The organism is Minwuia sp., from assembly GCF_048007105.1.
Taxonomy (GTDB): Bacteria; Pseudomonadota; Alphaproteobacteria; order Minwuiales; family Minwuiaceae; genus Minwuia.
Map to the genome: position 1 here is coordinate 3,260,823 of NZ_CP180352.1, position 22,227 is coordinate 3,283,049.

Annotated in this window: 15 protein-coding genes; 5 read left to right on the forward strand and 10 right to left on the reverse strand. The window is 66.5% G+C overall.

Annotated features, from left to right (window positions below):
- Nucleotide 1: 1 nt before the first annotated feature.
- From ACMVY4_RS15830 to ACMVY4_RS15855, 6 genes are all read right to left on the reverse strand, one after another.
- On the reverse strand, nucleotides 2-1,984 hold the full coding sequence (locus ACMVY4_RS15830) for a VWA domain-containing protein (protein ID WP_416896967.1): 1,983 nt from the start codon (nucleotides 1,982-1,984) through the stop codon (nucleotides 2-4).
- Nucleotides 1,981-3,126 (reverse strand): hypothetical protein, encoded by a 1,146-nt coding sequence (locus ACMVY4_RS15835; RefSeq protein ID WP_416896968.1) that lies wholly within the window; start codon nucleotides 3,124-3,126, stop codon nucleotides 1,981-1,983. Before ACMVY4_RS15835 ends, ACMVY4_RS15830 begins: the two co-directional genes overlap by 4 nt.
- 4 nt (nucleotides 3,127-3,130) lie before the next feature.
- Nucleotides 3,131-5,860: a virulence factor SrfC family protein gene (locus tag ACMVY4_RS15840; protein ID WP_416896969.1), complete on the reverse strand. Its 2,730-nt coding sequence runs from the start codon at nucleotides 5,858-5,860 to the stop codon at nucleotides 3,131-3,133.
- Between the two features lie 12 nt (nucleotides 5,861-5,872).
- On the reverse strand, nucleotides 5,873-8,857 hold the full coding sequence (locus ACMVY4_RS15845) for a virulence factor SrfB (protein ID WP_416896970.1): 2,985 nt from the start codon (nucleotides 8,855-8,857) through the stop codon (nucleotides 5,873-5,875).
- A gap of 70 nt (nucleotides 8,858-8,927) precedes the next feature.
- A complete protein-coding gene (locus tag ACMVY4_RS15850) occupies nucleotides 8,928-10,403 on the reverse strand; it encodes an SrfA family protein (protein WP_416896971.1) in 1,476 nt (491 codons plus the stop codon).
- Between the two features lie 13 nt (nucleotides 10,404-10,416).
- The gene (locus ACMVY4_RS15855; RefSeq protein WP_416896972.1) at nucleotides 10,417-12,063 is read right to left on the reverse strand and encodes a VWA domain-containing protein; all 1,647 of its coding nucleotides are present in this window, start codon (nucleotides 12,061-12,063) and stop codon (nucleotides 10,417-10,419) included.
- Between the two features lie 144 nt (nucleotides 12,064-12,207).
- Between ACMVY4_RS15855 and ACMVY4_RS15860 the strand changes: the two genes are divergently transcribed.
- The gene (locus ACMVY4_RS15860; protein WP_416896973.1) at nucleotides 12,208-13,365 is read left to right on the forward strand and encodes a S1 family peptidase; all 1,158 of its coding nucleotides are present in this window, start codon (nucleotides 12,208-12,210) and stop codon (nucleotides 13,363-13,365) included.
- Nucleotides 13,366-13,601: 236 nt separating this feature from the next.
- Complete coding sequence (locus ACMVY4_RS15865; RefSeq protein ID WP_416896974.1) at nucleotides 13,602-14,003, forward strand: response regulator; 402 nt, start codon at nucleotides 13,602-13,604, stop codon at nucleotides 14,001-14,003.
- Nucleotides 14,004-14,009: 6 nt separating this feature from the next.
- Here the strand turns inward: ACMVY4_RS15865 and ACMVY4_RS15870 are convergent, their stop codons facing one another.
- Entirely contained in the window at nucleotides 14,010-14,777 is a 768-nt protein-coding gene (locus ACMVY4_RS15870; RefSeq protein ID WP_416896975.1) for an SDR family NAD(P)-dependent oxidoreductase, read from the reverse strand.
- Between the two features lie 66 nt (nucleotides 14,778-14,843).
- Here ACMVY4_RS15870 and ACMVY4_RS15875 point away from each other — a divergent pair, with 66 nt between their 5' ends.
- A complete protein-coding gene (locus ACMVY4_RS15875) occupies nucleotides 14,844-15,500 on the forward strand; it encodes a DsbA family oxidoreductase (protein ID WP_416896976.1) in 657 nt (218 codons plus the stop codon).
- A gap of 7 nt (nucleotides 15,501-15,507) precedes the next feature.
- On the opposite strand, the gene mfd is transcribed toward ACMVY4_RS15875, so the two are convergent.
- Together mfd and ACMVY4_RS15885 are read right to left on the reverse strand one after the other, a co-directional pair.
- Nucleotides 15,508-19,026, reverse strand: coding sequence for a transcription-repair coupling factor (gene mfd, locus ACMVY4_RS15880; RefSeq protein WP_416896977.1), 3,519 nt, complete (start codon nucleotides 19,024-19,026; stop codon nucleotides 15,508-15,510).
- Nucleotides 19,023-19,304, reverse strand: coding sequence for a succinate dehydrogenase assembly factor 2 (locus ACMVY4_RS15885; protein ID WP_416896978.1), 282 nt, complete (start codon nucleotides 19,302-19,304; stop codon nucleotides 19,023-19,025). The genes mfd and ACMVY4_RS15885 overlap by 4 nt, the downstream gene beginning before the upstream one ends.
- A gap of 104 nt (nucleotides 19,305-19,408) precedes the next feature.
- On the opposite strand from ACMVY4_RS15885, the gene recG reads away from it, so the two are divergent.
- Together recG and ACMVY4_RS15895 are read left to right on the forward strand one after the other, a co-directional pair.
- On the forward strand, nucleotides 19,409-21,208 hold the full coding sequence (gene recG, locus ACMVY4_RS15890) for an ATP-dependent DNA helicase RecG (protein ID WP_416896979.1): 1,800 nt from the start codon (nucleotides 19,409-19,411) through the stop codon (nucleotides 21,206-21,208).
- Between the two features lie 144 nt (nucleotides 21,209-21,352).
- Entirely contained in the window at nucleotides 21,353-21,487 is a 135-nt protein-coding gene (locus ACMVY4_RS15895) for a hypothetical protein (RefSeq protein ID WP_416896980.1), read from the forward strand.
- Here ACMVY4_RS15895 and ACMVY4_RS15900 read toward each other — a convergent pair.
- Complete coding sequence (locus ACMVY4_RS15900) at nucleotides 21,479-22,204, reverse strand: DUF502 domain-containing protein (RefSeq protein WP_416896981.1); 726 nt, start codon at nucleotides 22,202-22,204, stop codon at nucleotides 21,479-21,481. The genes ACMVY4_RS15895 and ACMVY4_RS15900 overlap by 9 nt on opposite strands.
- Between the last annotated feature and the right edge of the window lie 23 nt (nucleotides 22,205-22,227).

A 22,227-nucleotide genomic window follows, 5' to 3' on the forward strand; every position in this document is an offset into this window, starting at 1 on the left:
CTCAGGGCAGCGCGTCCAGCGGCACCGGATAGACCCAGTCGCCGGCGTCATCGCCTTCGTTCAGCGCAATCCAGCGGTCGGAATCGTCGTGGAACCGCTGATAGAGACGGATCTTCGAGTTCACGTCGTCGATGATGGACTGCTGCTCGCCGACGCTCATCCGGGCCCAGTCGTCCTCGGTCAGCGACATGATGCGGCTCTGATACGGTAGGCCGTCCAGATACTCGCCCATCAGACCGGTCTCGGCGAGGTTCCTCGCCTCGCCCTGCCCGACCCGGTTCGGATCGCGGCCCATGGCCGTCGCGGCGCTTCGAAGCTGGTTGAAGAAGTCGCCGGGATCGATCTGGCCGGCATCCAGGGCGCGGACGGTCTCGTTCATGGTCCGCTGCAGGTCGCTCAGCTGGTTCTTCGACAGCAGCAGCCGCACGGAAAAGGCTGGCACCGCCGGGTTGGCGAAGTCACGGTCGGAGGCCCAGGCCTCGAACATGGGTGGGGCCTTGGCGCCTGATACCCGCCCGAGATAGGCCAGTGCCATCGCTCGTCCCACCTCGGCAGCGGCGTCGCGGATGTCGTCGTCCGCTTCGTCCTTCGGCGGCTCGGGCGCATTGGCGAGATCGGCCGCATTCTTGGCGTCCCGCGTCGTACGCACCTGCTCGACCAGAGCGTCGGCCAGCGCGCCGACCTTGCCCTGGAAGGCTTCCGGGTCGCCTGACGGCACCGGGTAGTAGAGCGACCGGCCCGAATCCAGCCGCGTCAGTTCAATGTACTGAGCCTCCGCCTTGGCGTGATCGTCCTTGCCGACCGGCGTCTGCAGGTGCAGCGCGTAGATCGCGGTCGGCAGCGAGGCGCTGCGGCCCTTCACGTCGTTGCGCATGTCGGCGGCGTTGAGCTTCAGCGAAGCGAAGTGCGAGGACGCATCGCGGGCGCTGGCATCGGTGATCAGGATCAGGTAGCGGGCGTCGAAGCCGTTCCAGTCGATCCGCCCCATCGCATGGTCGATGGCGGCGAAGGCGTCTTCAGCGAACGCGCGCGTCGAGACCCTGGACGCGCTGAGCGGCTCCACCGCGGTCTTGAAATCGGTCGCCGTCTGGATCTGGTTCGGGTCGGCAAAGGTACGGGTCAGATAGCCGACGCCCTGGACCGCTGCCGGATCGTCGCGGTATCCGACGACACCGAAACGCACCTTGTCGGAGAGATCGGCGTCCGCGACCTTCTCCAGCACGTCACGCATCACCTCGCGCGTGCGGCTGATATAAGGCTGCATGGAACTGGAGGCGTCGATCACGAAGACGACGCCGGCCCGGAAATCGCCAAGCGCCTCGATATTCTCGCGCGTGCTGACGAGTTGCAGTTTCTGCTCTTCCTCGTCCCGGGTCACGCTGGCGATGCGGACACCCATGGCGCGACGGCGGTCCGGCAGGCGCTTCGGCTTCGCTTCCAGGATCGGCAGCATGTAGAACTGGCTGGCGAAGTCGATGAAGGTCTCCGGCTCAATCGACAGCACCGGACTGTCTTCCGGCAGGTTCCGCGCATCGGCGCGTTGCCGGGCATCCTCGGCCCGGACCGCGAGGTTCGGGTCCTTCAGCCAGCCGTCCAGCGCCGCCTCGTCTTCCAGGAACAGCACGCGGTCGCGATTGCCGCGTTCGGTGAAGGCGAGCACCAGGGCGTGATCCCACGGCACTGTCTCCGTCTCCTTCAGAAACCCGGACACTGCGCCCTTGGCATCCGTTCCGACCTCGAGATAGGTCGGCCCGCCACCATCGACCGGAAAGCGCTGATAGACGTAGAGAACCGTGAAGGGATCCATCGGTTCCGTACCCGGCGCGCCGGGTCCTTCGGCCAGCGACGCGCCGGGCCGGGTCAGCACCTTCTGGTAGAGGGTGGTCTTGCCCTCCATCAGCAACGGCTTCCGCTCCTGCGCCTGCAGCGCGAGTGGCGTTCCCGCCACACATACCAGCAATATCAGCGCGATGCGCCAAATCATTGCAGCAACTCCTTAGCCTTTTCGCTCCCGGCCTCGGCCGCCTTGCGCAGCCAGAACACGGCGCGCTCGGGCGCGTCGGGCCAGCTCACCTCGCCCTCTTTCAGCAGCTCGCCCAGTCGCAACATGGCGGGCGTCTCGCCTCCTTCCGCCGCCTGTTGATACCAGTCCGCGGCAATCGTCGGGTCCGGTTCGGAAATGACGCCGAGCGTAGGATCGTGACTCTCGGGATCGTAGTAGCGAGCCATTCTGAACTGAGCCTTTCCGTCGCCCTGCTGAGCGGCATACTTGTTCAACAGGAAGGCTGCCTGATGCTGGTCGGCCTCGGCAAAGCGCTCCGCCTCGGCCAGCGCGTCGGCCGCTTCCGGTTTCTGCTGGCTGATATAGGCGCGTGCGCCCTCAATCGTCAGCGGAACCGAGGCGGTCGTTGCGGGCGGTTCCGTCGCCGGCTGTTCGGCTGCGGGCTTTTCAATGGCCGGCGCTTCCGCCTCCTGCGGCTCGCCGGAGCTCTCGTAGAGCAGATAGAACCAGATGCCGCCGCCGATGATCGCGACCAGCAGCAGCGCGGCGATCAGCCACCAGACGGCGCCGGCCTTCTTCTCCTCCGGTTCAGGCGCCGCGACCGGCTCCTCGGCCGTCAGTTCCGGCTCTGGTTCCGCCGCCTCTTCCATTGCGGCAAACGCGGCCAGCGGATCCTCTTTGGGCGCAGCCTCGGATTCCGGATCAGGCCTCGGTTGTTCCGGATAACCGGCTGAAGCCGGGCCGGACTCCGGTGCCGGTGGCGGCGGATTCGAGGGCAGCCGCATGTCGATCCAGATCATCCGGTCCTCGACAGCCTTGCCGGAGGCATCGCGGAAGGCGACAGCATAGGGCTGGTACGGCTTCAGGTGCCAGGTTGCCGCCGGCCCGAGTTCGACCGCCAGGCTCGGCCCCTGCGCTTCTGCAGAGGCGCCGTGGAACCAGCGTTCGGCGGGCGCCCAGGCTGCCGCGCCACTGCGCGAGGGATCGAGATGGCGGTCGGCGCCGTTCTGGCTGGCCGTGACCTTCACCTCCAGCGTTGCCGGATCGAGACCGCCGGCATTGGCCAGCCGGAGCCGGGCGACGCCAGCCGGGTGGTTCTGATCCTGTTCGACGGCAACCGGCATGGCGTCAGTCCGCCCCGGCTTCGGCTTCGAGCACCGCCTGGACGTCGATCAGCTCGATGATGCGGCCCAGTTCCCGGTTGTCCTCGTCCGAGATCTCCCGGCCGGAATCATGGCTGACATTGTCGACGCCCATACGGCGCAGCGCGACGCCCCAGTCCACGAAGAACTCCCGCTCCAGCATCGCCCGCGACGCACCGATCTCGATGCCGAGTTCGGTCGGCGGCGGGCTGAAGATGGAACGCGCGGGATCGCGCGGCGGTTCCGGGAATTTCGGACGCGCGTCGGCCGGGTCGTCGCCGAAGCCGAGATAGCCGACATAGTCGTTGATCTCGTAGGCGGCGATCCGGACGGCGCGCTCCGCCGCTTCCTCCCAGCGTGCGCCGGCAGTCAGCGTCTCCTGCCGAACGGACGCGGCGATCGAATTGGGCAGACCATGACGGTCGGCGCCGATGATCAGATCGTTGACGATCTCGCCGACGATCTCGGACGGAACGCCCAGCAGCCGCAGCATCTCCTCGTCCTGCTGCAGACGGCGCAGACGCGCGGTCCAGGCATTGATCACCCTGTCGGCAAAGATCTCGGGCCGTTCGCGCCGGCTCTTTTCAGTTCGCGTTTTCGCCTCAGCACCCTGTGACGGCGCGTCGTCCGCCCAGGGATCGTCATCGGCCCATGGATCCGGTTCGTCCGGCTTCTCGGCTGCATCCGCCTGTTCGGCGGCAAGGTCCTCCTCCCGCATCGCGGCCACGTTGAAGAAGATCCCCCGGGCGTCGCTCTCCGGCAGCATGAAGCCGTCCAGCAGGTGGGCGAAGTTGCGGTAATCCTGTCCCCGGACGGCGCCGAGCAGCATGCGGCGAACTTCCTGAAGACGCTCGTCGCGCTCGCGCCGTGCGGCATCGCCGTCGCCATGGTGAAACCGCCGCAGCGCCTCATCCAGCCGCCGCACGGCGTCAAGCAGCCGCTCGGTACCCTGACGGCGCTTCAGGCCCGGATCGAGAACGGCTTCGAGCCGCTCAACCAGATACTCGACGCCCCCGTCATTGGGCTGCATTGCGGCATCCCAGACCGCATTGCGGTCGGCGAAGTGTTTCTCGACCAGCGCCGAACCGTGAAAGGCATCGGTGTATTCGCCAATCACCTTCGAGGAGGCCGCGGCAGGCCCCTGTTCGATCAGCCTGTCCACATCCGAATAGTCCATCAGATGGACTTGCTTCATACCTGGATTACGCAGGAAGACCGTGTTGTCGAAAGGCCCGCCGTCCCAGTTGTCCGGCCAACCATCCTTGCCGTAGAGCTCCAGAAACGACGCATGCAGTCGCCGGTCCCACTTGCTCTTGCGCGAGGCCGGGTCGTCGCCGCCCTTCTCCAGAAACTCGAGATCGAACTTGGTGAGGACGAGGAAAAGCGCGTTCTTCACCCGGCGTCTCAGGCTGGGCGTCGCCCCGTGCGTGCTGTCGATCCAGGACCGCACCATGCCGGCCAGATCCTTCACCTCCTGCACCGAGGGCGGCATGCAGAGCAGCATCGCCGTCAGTTCCAGTTCGCTGGTGTAGCGTTGGAACAGGTAGGCGATCTTGCCCCGCAGGAAGAGTTCGCGAAGCTGCTTGTCGCGGTCCTGCGCCTCGGGCGGCAGATCGGTCAGCTTCAGGCGCGACCGCGCCCCGGGAAAATCCAGCAGATCGGTGTGCTCGAAGAAGGGCCAGGGCGCATCGACCATGACCAGCTTCACCTCGGCGATCAGCGCGGTCAGCGTGGCGCGCGGCAGAGCGGTGGGCGCCGCCGCGCCGTCCTCGAAAACCGGTTTGATCGGGACCGTGTCCTGGGCGTCCTCGGCCGAGTTCAGACGGGAAAGGACGGCGACGTCGATGATGGTGTTCGGGCGGGCCGGCGTGCCGACTTCGCGCGGCGTCAGACCGGAAAGCGCCGCCCGCGCCTCCGGCGGATGTCCGATGCTTTCCAGCGCCTTGGCGAGTGAGATGAATAGATCGGTGAAAGGCTGGAGGTTTCCCCAGAGCAGCGCAAACAGCCGCGCGCGCTGTTGCAGCGGCAGCTTACCGCCAATCCGGATCACGGCTTCCCAGTACCCTGCGCGGTCCAGCGCGCCGACGCGGCTGCGGAAATGCTGGCGGAAATACTCGCCCAGGTCGAACAGCTCGATCTCGTCGAGATGCTTCGCCGCCGCAGCGCCGCCGCGCGCGACCGATTCCAGGTCCCGCACGGTCTCCCGGATCGCGTCCTCGTCGGGCAGTTCCAGCGACATGTTGTTGGGGTCGAAATCGGACAGGAAGCTGTTGGCGATGATCTTGACGATATCGGTCTCGCTCAGCAGCCGGAGTTCCACCGGATACTCCGGATCGGCCTCGCCGCGGTGGCGGGTGAACCGCGATACCAGACCGGTCGATTCCCGGTCGCCGGCCGGGTTGATCTCCCGAAGGAAGTCCCGCACGTCGCCGGCGAAGTCAATTTCCAGCGGCTTGTCCTTCCGTCGGGCCAGCGCCGAGACCAGATAGGACTTGCCGGCCTGGCTGGGTCCGAAGACGCCGACGCAGTTCCGGCGTTCCATCGCACCGCCGATACGGCGGGCCGCAAGGCGTGCCCGCCTTGTCGTCTCGATCAGACTGTCGGCTTCGTTGGCGACGCTGGCCGAGCTGCCGCGTACCTTGTCGATCCAGAGCCGCGCGCCTGCGCCGCCCGTTTCCAGCCGTCCGATCGCTTCGCTGACGCTTGTCTCGCTCACCCGTCTGCTCCGCTAGCTGTTCAGAAGAATACCGGTGTCGAGCCAGTAGCCGTCCTGATTCTCGATGGTCTGAAGCCGGAGCCGCAACTGGTTGGAGCCCACGGCTCGGCCCTCGACATCCTCGATCCTGTCGATGACGAACGCATCGACGATCTCCTTGTTCTCGCCCCTTGTGTTCCGGCGCAGCGTCACGCTGAGCGGCGTCCGGGGATTGAGGCGCTGAGCGATATCGGGCGAGGCATAGTCCAAATTGTAAAGCCGGCTGCCGGGCCACCAGTCGGCGCCGAATTGCCGGAAGCCGAGGGTCATCGGACCGCGGAACTCGAACGGCTCCTCGGGCAGTTCGTAGTCCTCGTTCTCGAGATCGAGATCCCGGTAGTAGACGTCTTCGTCGCGCAGCCGGTTGTCGCGGTCAAGTTTGCCGAAATAGCGCGCCGTGGATTTCGTCGTCAGATGGTCCGAGCGGAAGTTGAAATTCTTCAGCCGCCCCTCGCCCAGCAGGCAAAGCATGGCGCCCACCGCTGCGGTCGTCTTCGGATCGGAGATGGTCGCCGCGTAGTCGCGGAACGGATACCAGGAACCCGCGCGGAAGCTGTGCAACGGCACCACACGGTGCGGCGGCACGGCCATGCTCTCCGCCAGAATGTCGGCCACCGCCGGCATGCGCGACGGGCGACCCGACAAGATCAGCAGGTCGGCACGGGCGCGGTAGACGATCTCGGCGAAGGCCTGCAGCATCTCGGTCGCGACGCCCCGCACAGTCAGGTCCATCGCGCGAGGATCCACCGGGATGACCACCTCGGCCAGATCGAATCCTTCGGCGCCCTGACGCCGTGCGCTTTCGTTGATCTGTTCGATGATGCCCAGCCCGCCACCGCGGTTGGCGAGGATGTCGCCGATCTTGAGCGGTTCAATGGAGTCGCCGGTCCGGTCCCAGGTCTCGTATTCGCCGATCAGGGTCAGCGCCACCGGCAGCGCCACATGCACGGCAAATTGCTGCCGAAGCAGCTGTTCCTCGATATCCATGTCGCCGCGGTCCCCGCCGAACAGCTGCTGCGCGAGGAATTCGGCACGGTCGCCGAGCTTGCTCGCCTCCAGCGCCTCGATCACCGGCGGCAGCACATGCTCGCGGATGATCTGGTAGGCGATGTCGTCGCCGGCGAGGCTCATGCCTTCCCGGAATATCTGCTTGGGGAACAGGGTCACGTTGGCGCCACGCCCCTCCACCCGGAAAGAGGTGACGACCAGGTCCGTGGTGCCGCCGCCCATGTCCAGTGTGGCGAGCCGGAAATCGTCGCCAAGCCCCTCGTCGCTGCGGTTGACCGGCAACCGGCTGCGGCGGAAGAAGCCGCGGGCGTCCCCGGAATAGGCCTGGGCGATCTGGCTGTAGAGAAAGACCGCCTGGGTGGCGCTGGCCTCGTCCCAGTCGATGCGAATTTCCGGCAGTTCGACGCCGGGCGCAGGCTGCAGCACCGGCGCGCCGGTCTCCGGATCCTTCGTCACCTTTGCCTGATTGAGACAGAGATAGACCAGATCGCGGGCGGACTCGGCCTGGCGCCGGAGGATCTGACGTTCGGCCAGCGGCAACGCCGTCGGCATGGTCATGATCACCCGCCTCAGCCGCCGCGGCAGGTCGGCGTTACGCCGGCGCAGCCGATGTGCGGCCGAATTCATCATCACCAGCGTCTGCAGGAAGATCTCGGTCAGCGCAAAGCTCATCAGGTTGCTGCGCGCATAGACCGCCCGGAACGACGGAAACCGCCGCTCGTCATGCTCGGGCACATGGTCCGGCACCTTGTGCAGCGGCTCGCCGGCGTCGTTCACCAGCGTGGTGAAGTAGACGCCTGTGGCCGACGGCGCATGTTGGCCGTGGCGGGCGGGCGTGTTGAAGCGCCAGCCATCCTGCCGCGGGTCCTCGTCCCAGAGATAGCGCTTGGGCGACGACATGCCGGTCGCGCCTTCGCTGCCGCGGCGCTGTCCCGCGAGGCGCTGCGCCTCCGGGCCGATCCGGGCCACCGTCGGCCAGGCGAAGGCGGTCGGCCGGCCACTGGTGAGCGAGATATCGTCCTTGCCGAAGGCGGCGCGGTTGAACTCGATGCGGCTCTCGAAGGGATCGGTGTAGACCTGAACCGGCCGCGACAGGTCGCGCAGTTGCAGCTTCACCGCCTGGGTGATGTCGGTGCCGGTCTCGTCCGGATGTGTCTCGATCAGCATGCCGCAGGTCCGCGAGTTGCCGACATCGAGGACCAGATCGACGTCGATGGGCGTCGGACGCGGATCAGTGACGCGGTCGATCATGCGGACCTTGGGCGTCAGATCGAGATCGGTCAGCAGATAGACCAGAGCCTTGTAGCGGGCGATGGCTTCCTTCGGACCTTCGAGACGTTCGGCGACCTGTTCGTCGGTCGCGGGCCCGGCATTGCGGCGGCGCTTCGCTTCCTCGGCAGTGACCATGTCGCGGACGGCTTCGCGGCACCAGTCGGCGACCCACTGCTCCTGCACGAACCAGTTGAGCGCTTGCTCCGAATGGCAGAGCGAGAAGACCGCGCCGCGCTGGGCGTCATTGTCGGACGGCGCCAGATAGGCCTCGCCCTCCCGCTGCGGCAGCAAGGCCGTATCGAAGGCGATCAGCACCCGGTGGTCGAAGCCGTTCTCGTCCGGCTCATCCAGCTTGCTCAGATAGACCCGCGCCCAGTTGGTGGGTCCGTGATAGAAGTCCCCGCCCTGCTCCTCGCGCAGCATCGGCAGCGGCATCCAGACATTGCCGAAGGTTTCCAGCAGCTTTCTCAGATCGACCTCATAGCTGACCGAGGCGTTGTCGTCCTCGCGCTCCACCCGGATCGGCGGCCCGCTCTCGCCGGCGCGGTCGTAGAAGGCCCAGCTCAGGTCGATGCCCGATGCGCGGCCGCCCGCAAACCCCAGGTCGATGACCTGAACGCCGGAAGCCGGCACGAGCGAGAGGACCGGCGGCCGCTTGATGATCGAGGGCAATGGCATGGGCGTCAGTCGCCTTCTTTCTTCTGGGCGTCAGTGGTGAGCCGATGATGCCGGAGAGTGGCAGATTGCATCAAGGCTGCCCACCTCGGTTGAGGTCGACCTTGAAACGGTTGCCGTCGGCATCGGTTCCGATGCACTCGGCCTTGCCCGACGGCGTGTTCGTGCAGACCGTCCGCGAGCGTTTGAACGAACTGCCGTCGGAACACTGCAGATTGGACTTCTCCTCCACCTGCAGATTGCCCCCCTGCACCGTCGCCTCCGCCGGCGCCCGGCAGGTAACGCCGTCGGATCGGCGGATGACGGCCTCACCCTGACCGTTCTCGTCGAAATTGTACTCCTGGGTCAGCTTCTGGCGGGTCTGGCTGTCGACCAGACCGGCATCGCTCTGCCAGTTGCCCTGCATGAAGCCCGCAGCGCCATCCTGCGCACCATCGGGAATGGCTGGCGGCGCGCCCGGGTCCTGGGCGTCCGGCTGGGGCTGATCCTGGCCCTGCTGGCTATCCGGATCCTGCGGGTTCTGCTGGTCCTCGGGCGGCGTCTGCTCATCGGGGGACGGCGGTTCCGGCACGTTCGGCTCCTCGCCCTGCGGCGCTTCCGGATCGGTAGCCTGCTGATCCTCGGGCGGCGTTTCACCTTCGGCCGGCGCTTCGGGTTCGGCCGGCGCATCGCCATCGGTCGCTCCGTCAGGCGTCAACGCGCCGTCTTCCGGCGTCACTGGCGTTTCATCGATCACCGCGCCATCGGGCGATTCAGTCACAGCACCGTCAGGCACGACCACGCCGTCGCGGTCAATGATCACGCCGTCCCGCTCGATCACCGCCGGATTGTCGGGATCCTCCACCAGGGGACGTTCCGGTTCAGGCTCGGTCACGCCGACCGGCTCCTCGATCGCCGCGCCGCTTTCACCCTCCACCACCGGCAGGTCTTCCGGCCAGAACCACCAGAGCAGGAACGCCAGCAGAAGAAGCAGCGGGATGAGCAGCCACCACCAGGAAAATCCGCGCGACGCCGCAACGGTCGAGGCCGCCGCCGCTGCCGGCGCAGCCGCGACGCGCGGCGCCGCGGTCAGGGTCTCGAAAGGCGGGTTCTCCTCCTCGCGGAAGCCCCAGAAGGTCGATACAGGCTGATCGCCAACGAAATGCAGATGACCGTCATTGGGCGTACGCAGCGCCTGTTCCATTACGGCGACAAAGGCGCGTGCGCCGCGCGGGTCCTTGCCCTGCTGCTCATAGGCGCGGAGCTCGCCCAGATAGGTATCGAACTCCGATTTCATCACCTGCAGATCGAGCGCACGGGAGGCCTGCTCCTCTTCCGGCATGTCGGACCAGCGCCGCGGCTCGCCTTCCACCGGCGAAATCCAGCTGACGCGCTTGCCCTGGGAATCGATGCGCGGAATGGCGAAGAAATCGGCGTAGCGGTCGCCAAGCCGCTGGCCGAGCGCCGCCTTGAGCTGCATGTGGCTCTGGTAGACGGGCTGACCGAACGCGCCCAGCGGCTGGTAGCGGTCAAGCTCTTCCTCGGCCAGTACCGGTCCGGTCCGGTCCATCAGCATTCTCCCTTCACGGGTTGCAGCGGCTGGCGTCCGGCTGGCCGGTCGCCTGCTGCATCTCGACATTCATCTCGCCGGCGTTACGGGGGGTAAACACCCGGCCGCCAGTTGCATTCGCCACGCATTGCAGAACGGAAGACCGCCCGCCGCTCAGATCGATGACGTTGATCTTCAGCAGCGGCTTCCGCGCCTTCAACTCGCGGGCCGCGGCGCAGGGGTCGCCGCCGCAGGTATCCTCGCCGTCGCTCACCACCACGACTGTCGAGGGACCGACCGATTTGGCCGCATTGCCCGCCCGGCGGATCGAATTCGCCAGAGAAGTGCCCCGCGTCGGCTCGACGCCGCGGACCCGCGACAGCAATTCCGGGCGTTCGGCGTAGTCGTATTTCTTCGGCGTCGAGGTCGCACCGCAATCGGTGAAGGAGACCAGGCCCGTCTTGATGTCCTTGTGAAGGTTCTGGACCACCTGGCCGACCGAGTCCTTCGCCGCGCCGATGCGCGAGGACGACCCGGGGAAACTCTCCTGCATGGATCCCGATCCGTCGATCACGACCATCACTTCGGGCCGCTGCGTCGGCGTCCAGCCCGGCTCGCAGAGCGTCGGCTCCGGCTGCACGGTGGACGGCAACTGCGCCACGCGCGGGGGCAGTTCGCTGGCCGGCGGCACCTCGGCCGGCAACTGGACCGGATCGCGGCGCGGGGTCACCTGCGGTGGCGGCGTGGGCTCCGGTTCGGCCGCCGGAGGTTCCGGTGCAGGCGGTTCTGGCGCAGGCGGCTCCGGCGGCGGCGGTTCAACGACGGCGACTTCGGGCCTCGGCTCGGGTTGGGGCTCCGGCGCAACCGGCTCTCGTGGAGGCAGTTCGCAGATGCCGCCCAGCCCGTCCCGCAGACTGTCGGCTTCGGCGAGTTGCTCGCGCAGTTCCGCCAGGCGGTCGCGCGCCGCGGGCACCGGATCCTCTACCGGCTTCGGCGGCAACTCGCGTTCGACGACCACGGGTTCCAGCGGCTGCATCAGCAACCAGACCGCATAACCCAGGCCGAGAAGCAGCAGGATCGGCAGAAACCAGGCGATGACGCCCAGCCCGCTTCCCCGCGGACGCTCCGGATCACCGGCCGGGGCCATCTCCCCGGCGGCGATAGAAGCCGCTGTGGCGGCGGGCGCCATACCGCCCACGGCAGCTGCAGCAGGCGGCACAGCCGGCGGTTCGGTTCGACGATCGAGTTCCGGCACCGCCTGCCCTTCGATCGCCATGCCCCAGTTGACCAGAACCGGCGCGCCATCGGCGGCGTGCAGGGCATGAAAACCGTCGGGTGTGATGATGGCCAGGCGAAGCATGTGACCGGCGATCCGCCCGGCATCGCCTTCGCCCGAAATCCGCTCCGCAAGACTTTCCACCTTCTCGCGGAGCGCCTCGAATTTCTCGCGGAGCTCGATCTGTTCAGCTTCGGGCAGCGCGGCCACCGGCCGCAGGTCGCGGCCTTCCGTATCGGTCCAGACGACCTGATCGCCCTCTGCCTCTTCTGGAACGGCCAGAAGACGGGCCGCTTCCGGCCCGATCCTGTTGCGCAGGATCGCGGCAAGCTGATCGCGGGACTGCACGACGGTGCGGCCGGCGGCGCCAAGGCGGTTCAGGTTGTCTACAGGCGTCCTGATCATGCTGCCTTCTGTCTATGTCGCGCGCGGTGGAGCCGGTCTGTTGCAGTGAAGATTTGGCGAACCTAACTTCAGGCTTCAACCAAACCGTGTCCCGCGTCGCTTGCAAGGTGGTAGAAACGCAGAATGAACCCAAGCTGACCAGTCATGAGCGACACAACACTGCATCAACCTGCCCGCCGCATTCCGGCATTCACCGCCTGGTGGATCGTCTCCATGCTGGCCGCGATCGCACTCGGGATCGCTGTCGCCCTCTTGCTGACACGCGAGCCGGAAACCGTCGTCCGGGACGTTCCGTCGTCCGAAACCGGTGCGCCGACCGAGGCGATGCTGGCCGAAGTCGCCCGGCTCGATGCCGAGGCCGATGCGGTCAGCGACGAGACGATGGAGACACTCCGCTTCGTCGCCGCCTATGAATGCCCGCCGGGCACCGCACCGGCCGACGCGGCCCGCCTCGAAGATCTGAAGGCACGGGCGCGGACACTTCTGGCGAGGCTTGGCGCTGCGGTTACAGATGTCCCGCCCATGGAGCCGGAACGGCAGCCGGGGCGCGCCGCGGAACCCTCGCCGGCCGCAGCGGCCCTGCCCGCCGCTCCGGCGGCGCCGGCAACCGGCCCGGCCCAACGCCGGAACGCCGCCCAGCTCTCGGCGCTGCTGGAGAAGGCCGTCGTGTTCGTGCTGACCACCAGGAACCGTCAGCCGGTCGCCAACGGCACCGGATTCTTCATCGCGCCGGACCTGGTGGTCACCAACCGCCATGTCGTCGAGGGCAGCGATCTGGATGCGGCCCTGCTGACCAGCGATGCGCTCGGCGACGTCGTCCGCGCCCGGGTCATCGCCGCATCGCAGGCAAGTCAGGCCGGTGGGGATGATTTCGCGGTGCTGAAGACCGAACGAGCCGTCGCGCCGGGCACGCTCAGCCTGTCGGCGCAGCATTCGAAGCTCATGCGGGTGACCGCCGCGGGCTATCCCGGCCTCGCCCTGGGATCCGATGAGGGCTTCATCCGGCTGATACTGGGTGACAGGCGCTCAGCGCCCGACATGCATCAGAACAGCGGAGAGATCCGTTCGATCAAGGAGATCGGCTCGACCCAGTCGATCGTGCATACGGCCGACGTGTTGTCGGGCTACAGCGGCGGCCCGCTCGTCGACATGTGCGGACGCGTGGTCGGCATCAACACCTATATCCAGGTCGATACAGAACAGTTGTCCAAGCTCAACAGCGCTCTTGGCGCGGAAAACCTGCTGGCATTTCTCAACCGTCGCGGGTATCGGGCCAGCGTCCAATCCACACCCTGCAACTGAGCGACCGCTTCAATATTTCGTAATTTTTTCGGAAACTTTATCAACATGTTGATAAATCGTTAATGCGCTCTGCGACATGATGGGTGTCCCGGGTTAGGACAGCGAAAGCGGCGATTTTTGGCATCCTGCTTGCTCTCTCCTCTCGCGAGTGGAAAATCGGCGGAATTGGTAGCGTTTTTTCGCCATCAGCGAGGCAATCTGAGAATCTATCCAGCCTTGCGGAGAAGGTGGACGTAATGCGGATCTTGGTTGTCGATGACAGCAAGGCCAACAGGAACATCGCCAAGGTGTTGCTGGAAAATGCAGGGCACGACGTGACCGAAGCCGAAGGCGGCGTCGAGGCGCTTGAACTCGTCACCGGTCAGGAATTCGATGTGGTCCTTATGGACATCGCCATGCCGGAAATGGACGGTCTGGCCGCGACACGCGCCATCCGCGCGCTGGAAGGCGCGAAGAGCAAGACGCCGGTGGTTGCGTGGACAGCCCATGACGTGCCGGGAATGCGGGGCCAGACCTGCGCCGCCGGCATGGACGCCTATCTGACCAAGCCGATCGTGCGCCACACCCTGCTGGCGACCATCGCCGCCTTCGAGAATGGCGGCGGTCCGGACCGTATCTGCGAGGCCCGGACGGCCTGAACCGTCCTACTTGAAGCCGACGGCGAAGCCGTCATCCACCCTGATGATCGAGCCGTTCATGAAACGGCCCTCCTCGCCCGCCAGCAACAAGAGCGCGCCATCCAGATCCTTCGGCTCGCCGACACGCGGCCGCGGGAAGCGCTGAAGGAAGGCCTGACCGCCTTCGGTCTTCCAGTAGTCGGTGTTCATCTCCGTCTCGATATAGCCCGGGCAGATCGCGTTGACGTTGATGTCGTACCTGGCCCATTCCAGCGCCATCGCCGTGGTCATCTGGTCCAGCGCCGCCTTCGACATGCAATAGATCGACAGTTGCCCGATCACGCGGTGCGCCAGCGTCGAGGAAATGTTGATGATGCGGCCCGACGCCTTGCGCTCGATCAGGCGCTTGCCGACCGCCTGCGCCATGAAGAACGCGCCCTTCAGATTGGTATCGAGCACGAAGTCGTAGTCGTCCTCGCTGATCCGGTGGATCGCGTTCGGGGCCGTGACGCCGGAATTGTTCACCAGGATGTCGACCGGCCCCAGCGCCTGTTCGACCGCCTCGACCGCCGCGTCGATCTGACCCGTCTCGGTCACATCGAGCGATGTCGCGAACGCCCGCCCTCCGTTGGAGGTGATTTCGTCGACCAGCGCCTCAAGCCGCTCGACCCGCCGGGCGGCAATACCGACGGCTGCGCCCGACGCGGCCAGGACCCGCGCGAAGTGTGCGCCCAGCCCCGAACTCGCCCCTGTCACAAGCGCCACTTTTCCATCCAGCCGCCGCGCATCGGTCATTGTCATCTCCCCGTTTGCTATCCATCTCGAGGTTGTAACCTCTAGGGCGAAGACTAGACTGATGCCATGAACATCGACATCGTTTCAGACACAATCTGCCCCTGGTGCTACATCGGGAAGCGCAAGCTGGAAGCTGCGCTGGCGACCCGGAACGATTTCGACGTCCAGATCGGCTGGCGGCCATTCCAGCTGAATCCGGAGATGCCGCGCGGCGGCATGAGCCGTTCCGCCTATCTCTCCGCCAAGTTCGGTGGCGCCGAACGTGCCAGCCGCATCTACGAGAATATCCGCACCGCCGGCGCGGACATCGGGATCGATTTCCGGTTCGACCGGATCAAGCGCACGCCTTCCACACTCGACTCGCACCGTCTGGTGCGCTGGTCCCTGGCCGACAACGTCCAGAACGAGGTCATGCAGAAGCTCTTCCGGGCCTATTTCGAGGATGGCGAGGATGTCGGCGACCGTGACGTGCTCGTGCGCATCGCCAGCGAGTGCGGCATGGACGCCGACAGGGTGCGCCAGCAACTCGACGACGATACCGATCTGGAACTGGTGCGCCAGGAAGACTCGATGGCCCGCTCGATGGGGATCAACGGCGTGCCGTGCTTCATCATCGACCGGAAATACGCGGTCTCCGGCGCTCAGGACGTGCCGGTGTTCCACAAGGTCTTCGATCTCGCGCTCAACGAGGCCGTGACCCCGGAAGACGCCTCGGCACTCTGAGACCGCGTCAGGCCGCCGCGCCGGCCTCCTCGACGATCTTCGCCAGTCCCCGGACCAGCATACGCACGCCCTTCACGCGCGCCGGCACGTCGTCCCAGTTCCTCAGATAGACCATGGTGTGATCGGGGCGCAGCTTCGCCGTGCCCGACTGGCCGGAGATGAAGCGCACCAGCCCGCCCGGATCGGGGAACCGGTTCTCGCGGAAATGCAGCGTTGCCCCCTTCGGCCCGGCATCCAGCTTGGCGATGTTCGCTGTACGGCAGAGCCGCTTGATCGTCATGACCTCGAACAGGCTGTCGACCTCGTGCGGCAGCGGCCCGAACCGGTCGATCATCTCGGCGGCGATGCCCTCGATCTCTTCGGTGTCGGCGACGTGGGCCAGGCGGCGGTACAGATCCAGCCGCGCGGACAGGTCCGGCACATAATGCTCCGGGATCAGCACCGGCGCGCCGAGGTTGATGTTCGGCGACCAGCTCTGATCGTTCGCCGCATCGGTTGTGCCGCGGGCCTCGGCGACAGCCTCTTCCAGCATGGACTGGTAGAGTTCGACGCCGACCTCCCGGATCTGACCCGACTGCTCCTCACCCAGCAGGTTGCCGGCGCCCCGGATATCGAGATCGTGGCTGGCCAGCGAGAAACCGGCCCCCAGTTGATCAAGGGTCTGCAGCACGCGCAGCCGGCGGTCGGCGGTGTCGGTCAGCTTCTTGTTCGCGGGCACGGTCAGATAGGCGTAGGCACGGGTCTTGGACCGGCCAATCCGCCCACGCAGCTGATAGGTCTGGGCCAGGCCGAACATGTCCGCGCGATAGAGGATCATGGTGTTGGCGTTGGGCACGTCGAGACCGGATTCGACGATGTTCGTCGACACCAGCACATCGTAGCGGCCCTCGTCGAAGGCGTGCATGGCGTCTTCCAGATCCCGCACCGGCATCTGACCGTGCGCGACGACGAACTTCACCTCCGGCACGTGATCGCGCAGGAACTCCTCAACCGTCGGCAGGTCGCTGATGCGGGGACAGACGAAGAAGCTCTGACCGCCGCGATAATGCTCGCGCAGCAGCGCCTCGCGGACCACGACCTCGTCGAACGGCATGACGAAGGTGCGGACGGCCAGCCGATCGACCGGCGGCGTCGCAATGATCGACAGATCCCGGATGCCGGTCAGCGCCAGTTGCAGTGTGCGCGGGATCGGCGTTGCGGTCAGCGTCAGCACGTGGACCCCGTCCTTGAGTTCCTTCAGTCGTTCCTTGTGCTTGACGCCGAAATGCTGCTCCTCATCGACGATCAGCAGGCCGAGACGGCGGAAGCCGATGGTCTTGCTCAGCAGCGCATGGGTGCCGATTACGATATCGACGCCGCCATCCTTCAGCCCGTCCTTCGTCGCCTTGGCATCCTTCGGCGTCGCGAGCCGCGACAACTGCCCGATGCGGACCGGGAAATCGCGGAAACGCTCCACAAATGTCCGGTAGTGCTGACGAACCAGAAGCGTCGTCGGTGCGATCACTGCGACCTGCACGCCTTCCATGGCGGCGATGAAGGCCGCGCGCAGCGCCACCTCGGTCTTGCCGAAGCCGACATCGCCGCAGACCAGCCGGTCCATCGGACGGCCGGCGGCCAGATCGTCTTCCATCTGGCCGATGGCGCGGGCCTGATCCTCGGTCTCCTGGAAGGCAAAGCGGTCGCAGAATTCGTGATAGGCGCCGGCCGGCGCCTCCAGCCGCTGGCCTTCGGCGAGTTCCCGCGCCGCGGCCACCTTGATCAGCGCTTCCGCCATGTCCTTCAGGCGCTGCTTCAGACGCGCCTTCTTCGACTGCCACGCCTTGCCCCCGAGGCGGTCGAGCACGGCCTCGCTGCCGTCGCCGGAGCCGTAGCGGCTCAACAGTTCGATGTTCTCGACCGGCAGATACAGCTTGTCGCCGCCGTCATAGGTCAGCAGCAGGCAATCATGCGGCGCGCCGTTGATGTCCAGGGTCTCCAGACCCTCGTATCGGCCAATCCCGTGGTCGGCATGAACCACCAGATCGCCCGGCTGCAGATCCGAGGCGTTGGCAATGAAGTTGTCCGACCGTCGGCGTTGCCGCCGTTTGCGCACCAGACGGTCGCCCAGCACATCCTGTTCGGAGATGACGACTGTGCCGCCATCCTCGAATCCGTGCTCCAGCGGCAGCACGGCCAGCCCGACGACCTTGTCGTGCAGGGCCTGCGCCTCGGCGAAATCGCCGACATCGGCCAGCGCCGGCACACCGCTGTCGCGCAGCATGCCGGACAGGCGCTGGCGCGCGCCGTCGGAATAGCTCGCCATGACGACACGCCGGTCCTCGCCAATCACGGCCTCGATGTGGCGGACCAGAGCCTCGTAGACATTGGCGCCGGGCACGGCCCGTTCCTTCGCGAAGTCCCTGCCCTGCCGGCCGCCAAGATCGATCACGCCCGGATCAGGCTTGTCCGTCACTGCAAAGGGCGTCAGCGCGCCGACCGGGTGCCCGCCCAGCGCTTCGGCCAGTTCAGCCTTGGTGAGATAGAGCATCTCGGGCGGCAGTGGCCGGTATGGCGCGCCTGCGGCGCCGGCGCCGCCCTGATTGGCCTGGGCGGCTTCCTTGCGCGTGGCGTAGTAGTCGGCGATGGCCTGGAACCGCTGTTCGGCCGCGTCTTCCGACAGATGATCCAGCACGATCGCGGCATCGCCGGCATAATCGAAGACCGTCTCCAGATCGCGATGGAACAAGGGCAGCCAGTGCTCCATGCCCGGGAACGGCCGCCCTTCGGAAACGCTTTCATAGAGCGGGTCGGCCTCGGCGCGGTTGCCGAAGGTCTCCCGGTAACGGGCCCGGAAGCGGTTGCAGCGGTCGGTCTCCAGAACCAGTTCGCTGACCGGCGAGAGCATCACGCCCCGGATCTTGCGGAGCGTCCGCTGGGTCATGGCATCGAAGCGGCGGAGACCGTCGAGTTCGTTGCCGAACAGGTCCAGGCGCACCGGATTGCGGTCGTTGGGCGGGTAGATGTCGATCAGGCCGCCGCGAACCGCGAACTCGCCCGGTTCCATCACCGTGCCGGTCCGCGTGTAGCCCTGGTTGGCGAGGTACGCGATCAGTTCGTCCTGATCCAGCCGCTTGCCGACGCGGGCGCGGAAACCGCCGCCCCTCACCTCCTCGCGCGGCAACAACCGCTGGGTGACGGCATTCACCGTCGTCAGCATTACCCGCCCCGACAGGCCGTTCTCGGCCAGATCGCCCAGGGCCCGCATGCGTTCCGACAGAATGGTCCGGTTCGGCGAGGAGCGGTCATAGGGCAGGCAATCCCAGGCAGGTAGAATCACCGGCTTCAGGTCGGGCGCGAAGAACTTCAGCAGATCCTGCAGGGCCGCGAGGCGCTGGTCGTCGCGCGCCACCACCACCACACCGTCGGCAAGATCGCCGGCCAGGGCCGCGATGAAGCGCGCATCCACGCCTTCGGGCGCGTTCTGGACAACGACACGCCCGGGCGCCGACAGTGCGGCGCCGGTCCTCTCGGCAGTTGCGACGCTCACTGACCGGTCGGGTCGAACTTGAAGTGGACGAGCATGCGGGAGACCTCGTTGTCGAACTCGGGCGGCACGGGCTTGCGCTGCACCACCCACTTCACGATCTCCGGGTCGCCGGCGCCCAGAATCTGCTCATAGAGATCCATCTGGCGCTCGCTGAACGTCGGCAGGTTCCGCTCGGCAAAGCGGGACAGGATGATGTCGCTTTCCTTGGTGCCGGTGTAGTTCGAGCGGTACATCAGCTTGCGGCGCCGGACTTCCAGCGCTTCGGAATTGTCGGACATCGGTTTCGCCTGTTCCTGGGTCAGGCGCGCAGATATAACGCGCGCGGGCCGCGATGTCAGGGGGCGGCTTGCCACGTCGCGCGCGGCGGGACCATAAATGCCCGATGCGTCCCGAGGTTCTCTTTCCCCTGTTCCAGCCGGTCACCGGCCTGCGCGGTGTCGGACCGCGCGTGGCGGCGCTGATGGAGCGGCTTGGCGTCACACGAACGCTGGACCTGATCTGGCTGCTGCCGACAGGCCGGATCGACCGCAGCTACCGGCCCGCGCTGGAAGACGCCGAGCCCGGACGGGTTGTCACCATCGAGGTGGAGATCGTCGAACATCGGGCCGGTCGCGGACGCCAGCCCTACCGCGTCATTGTCACCGATGGCACGGCCAGCGCAGCTCTGATCTTCTTTCATCCTCGCAAGGACTGGCTGCAGAAGACCTACCCGCAGGGTGCGCGGCGCCTGATCTCCGGCAAGCTGGAACGCTATGGCGAGCAGTTGCAGATGCCGCATCCGGACCACGTCGCCGATCCCGCGGCCGGCGAGACCATACCCTCCAGCGAACCGGTCTATCCGTTGACGGCCGGACTGGCCGGCAAGACCCTGACCCAGGCGGTCGAGCGCGCGCTGGCCCAGGCCCCGGAACTGCCCGAGTGGCAGGATCGAGCCTGGCTTGAGCGCCGGGGCTTTCCCGGCTGGCTCGACGCGGTCCGGACGGCGCACAGGACCGGAGCGGACGGTTCGGCGGAAGACCGGGCGGCACGGCAGCGGCTTGCCTATGACGAACTACTGGCAAACCAGCTCGCCCTGATGCTGGTCCGGCGCAGCATGAAGCGCCAGGGCGGCCGTTCCGTCACCGGCAATGGCCGCATCGCGTCGCGGATCACGGACGCCCTGCCCTTCAGCCTGACCAGCGCGCAGCAGCGCACGCTGAGCGAGGTTCTGGCCGACATGGCCTCGCCGCACCGGATGCTCCGTCTGGTCCAGGGCGATGTCGGCAGCGGCAAGACCGTCGTTGCGCTGCTCGCCGCCGCCGCCGCGACCGAGGCTGGCCTGCAGATCGCCCTGATGGCCCCGACCGAGGTGCTGGCCCGGCAACATGCACGGTCCCTCACCGACATGGCCGAAGGGTCCGGTCTGCAGGTCGCCTGTCTCACAGGCCGTGACAAGGGCGCGGACCGGCAAGTCATTCTTTCTGACCTGATCGAGGGCCGGATCGATCTCCTGGTCGGCACCCACGCGCTGTTTCAGGAAGGCGTGGATTTTCGCGATCTCGGCCTTGCCATTATCGACGAACAGCACCGCTTCGGCGTGCATCAGCGGCTGATGCTTGCGGCCAAGTCGGCGCGCCCACCGGACATTCTGGTGATGACCGCGACGCCGATCCCCCGAACGCTGGCGTTGACGGCCTATGGCGACATGGACGCCAGCCAGATCGACGAGCGGCCACCCGGCCGCCAGCCGGTGGACACAAGAGTTCTGCCCGCAGACCGCATTCCCGACATCGTCGACCGGCTGCAGGCGGCGCTGGACAGGGGCGAACGCGCCTACTGGATCTGCCCGCTGGTCGAGGAAACCGAAGAGAACCCGATGACAGCGGTCGAGGCGCGTCACAGGGAACTGAAGGCGCATTTCGGCGAGCGGGTCGGTCTGGTGCACGGGCGCCTGAAGCCTGCGGAAAAGGACGCGGCGCTCCAGTCGTTCGCCGACGGGACGACATCTGTGCTGGTCGCCACGACGGTCGTCGAGGTCGGCGTCGACGTGCCCGAAGCCACCATCATTGTCATCGAGGAAGCCCAGAGTTTCGGCCTGGCGCAATTGCATCAGCTCCGCGGACGGGTCGGCCGGGCTCCGGCAAGAGCGTCTGTCTGCTGCTCTACCGCCCGCCACTGGGCGAAACCGCGCGGCGGCGGCTGAAGACCCTGCGCGAGACCGATGACGGATTCCGTATCGCCGAGGAGGATTTCAGGCTGCGCGGCGCAGGCGAAATCCTCGGCACACGCCAGAGCGGATTGCCGACCATGCGGCTGGCGGTGCTGGAACGGGATCAGGAACTGCTCGATGCCGCTGGCCGACGATGCCCGCCTGATCCTGGAGACCGATCCGGAACTGAAGGGCGCGCGCGGCGCGGCCCTGCGGGTCCTGCTCTACCTGTTCGAAAGAGACTCCGCGATCCGCTATCTGCGCTCAGGCTGAGCGGCGGCGGGTCTCGGCGTCCTGCTCGAACTGTTTCTCGATCTCGTTGAGCGGCGTCACCTTGGTATCCGGCGGCACGACGACGCCAACCGAGACGACATACTTCATCGCCTGCTCGACGGTCATGTCGAGGATCAGGACGTCCTCACGCGGGATGAACAGGATGAAGCCCGACGAGGGGTTGGGCGTCGTGGGCACATAGACACTGACCAGGTTCTTGCCCGTCTGGCGCACCACCTCGCCGCGGGTATCCCCGGCGACGAAGCCGATGGTGTAGAGATCGCGGCGCGGATATTCGACAAGCGCGGCGTATTTGAAGGAGTCCGAGGTGTCCTTCAGCAGGGTCTCGAAGATCTGCTTGAAGACGTTGTAGATGCCGCGGATCACCGGCATCTGATCGACCAGCCGCTCACCGGCGCGGACGATGGTCCGGCCCAGCAGATTTGCGGTCAGCGCACCGATCAGGGTCAGGCCGATGACGGCGACGACCACACCCAGACCCGGCACCGAGAATGGCAGCAGGGACTCCGGCCGGTAGGCCAGCGGCACCAGAGGGATGACCACCTCGTCCACCCACTCGATGAACGACCAGGTCAAGTAGATGGTGATCGCGATCGGCGCCGTCACGATGACGCCTGTCAGGAAATAGTTTCGCAGCCGTGACTGGAACGGCGAGCGCCGCCGCAGCACCTTATCCGGCCGGGACTTGTTACTCATATGGCGCGTGATCTCCGCTGTCT